The organism is Psychrobacter sp. 1Y4 (assembly GCF_051847555.1).
Window position 1 is genome coordinate 1 of record NZ_JBPYDE010000438.1, and the last position, 764, is coordinate 764.

Genomic DNA, 764 nt, shown 5'->3' on the forward strand with positions numbered 1-764 from the left:
AGACTATGTCGTTGTGGGTATGATTAATACGGATCAAGCGCTCAATCCTTATACGGCAAGACCTGTATTAGATGCAGTACTCGACTGGACTGCTCAGCGCTGATGGTTTTGCTAAAGCGATGCTTAGTGAGCAGTAGTAAAGCAACAGCAGATATTTTGACGCAAGTGGTATGATTATTTGCACGGCAATCATGACTGCTATGTTTATGAATACATTTTTAAAACTTTTATTTTTACCTTTACAAAGGCCAGCTTATGTCACGCCAGACACCCAATCTCAGTAAGCCTCGAACGCTTGCGTCACGCCAGCCTAAACTGGCGCAATATATCGGGTTTTTTGCCATTGGTTACATCCTAGCCAGCGCCATATTTATGATGATTCAGACCAAGATTGCGCTTAACTCGCAACTGGTCATGGTCGTCTCTATCATCGTCGGTGCCTATATTGCTGTCAGCAAATTTATCAAGCATCAGCAGCGCGCCTTGGCTAAAAATGAAATCAACCGGCTCATGTTTGGCGGTGTTGCGGTTGTTTGGTTATTGACGGTCCTTTATTTTTTAGCCATATGGTTTTGGTTATTTGATGCAGTCAGCCGTGAGGTACTACTTGAGATGGCAATGGCACGGCCTTTGCCCTTGCTCTCTTCACTGGTGTTGATGCTGGTATTTACCTTGGTCAGTACGCGTATCAGCCTATGGGCCATCAACCATTTCTTGAACCCTGCTCTCAAAACAGTATGAACACACTCGACCATTTACTACGA

The 764-nt window shown here is 44.5% G+C and carries 1 protein-coding gene; it reads left to right on the plus strand.

Translation table 11 applies throughout. The features are described 5' to 3' along the window. Positions 1-255 precede the first annotated feature (255 nt). The gene (locus ACS8FC_RS16815) at positions 256-741 is read left to right on the plus strand and encodes an ABZJ_00895 family protein (RefSeq protein WP_439297626.1); all 486 of its coding nucleotides are present in this window, start codon (positions 256-258) and stop codon (positions 739-741) included. Positions 742-764: the final 23 nt, after the last annotated feature.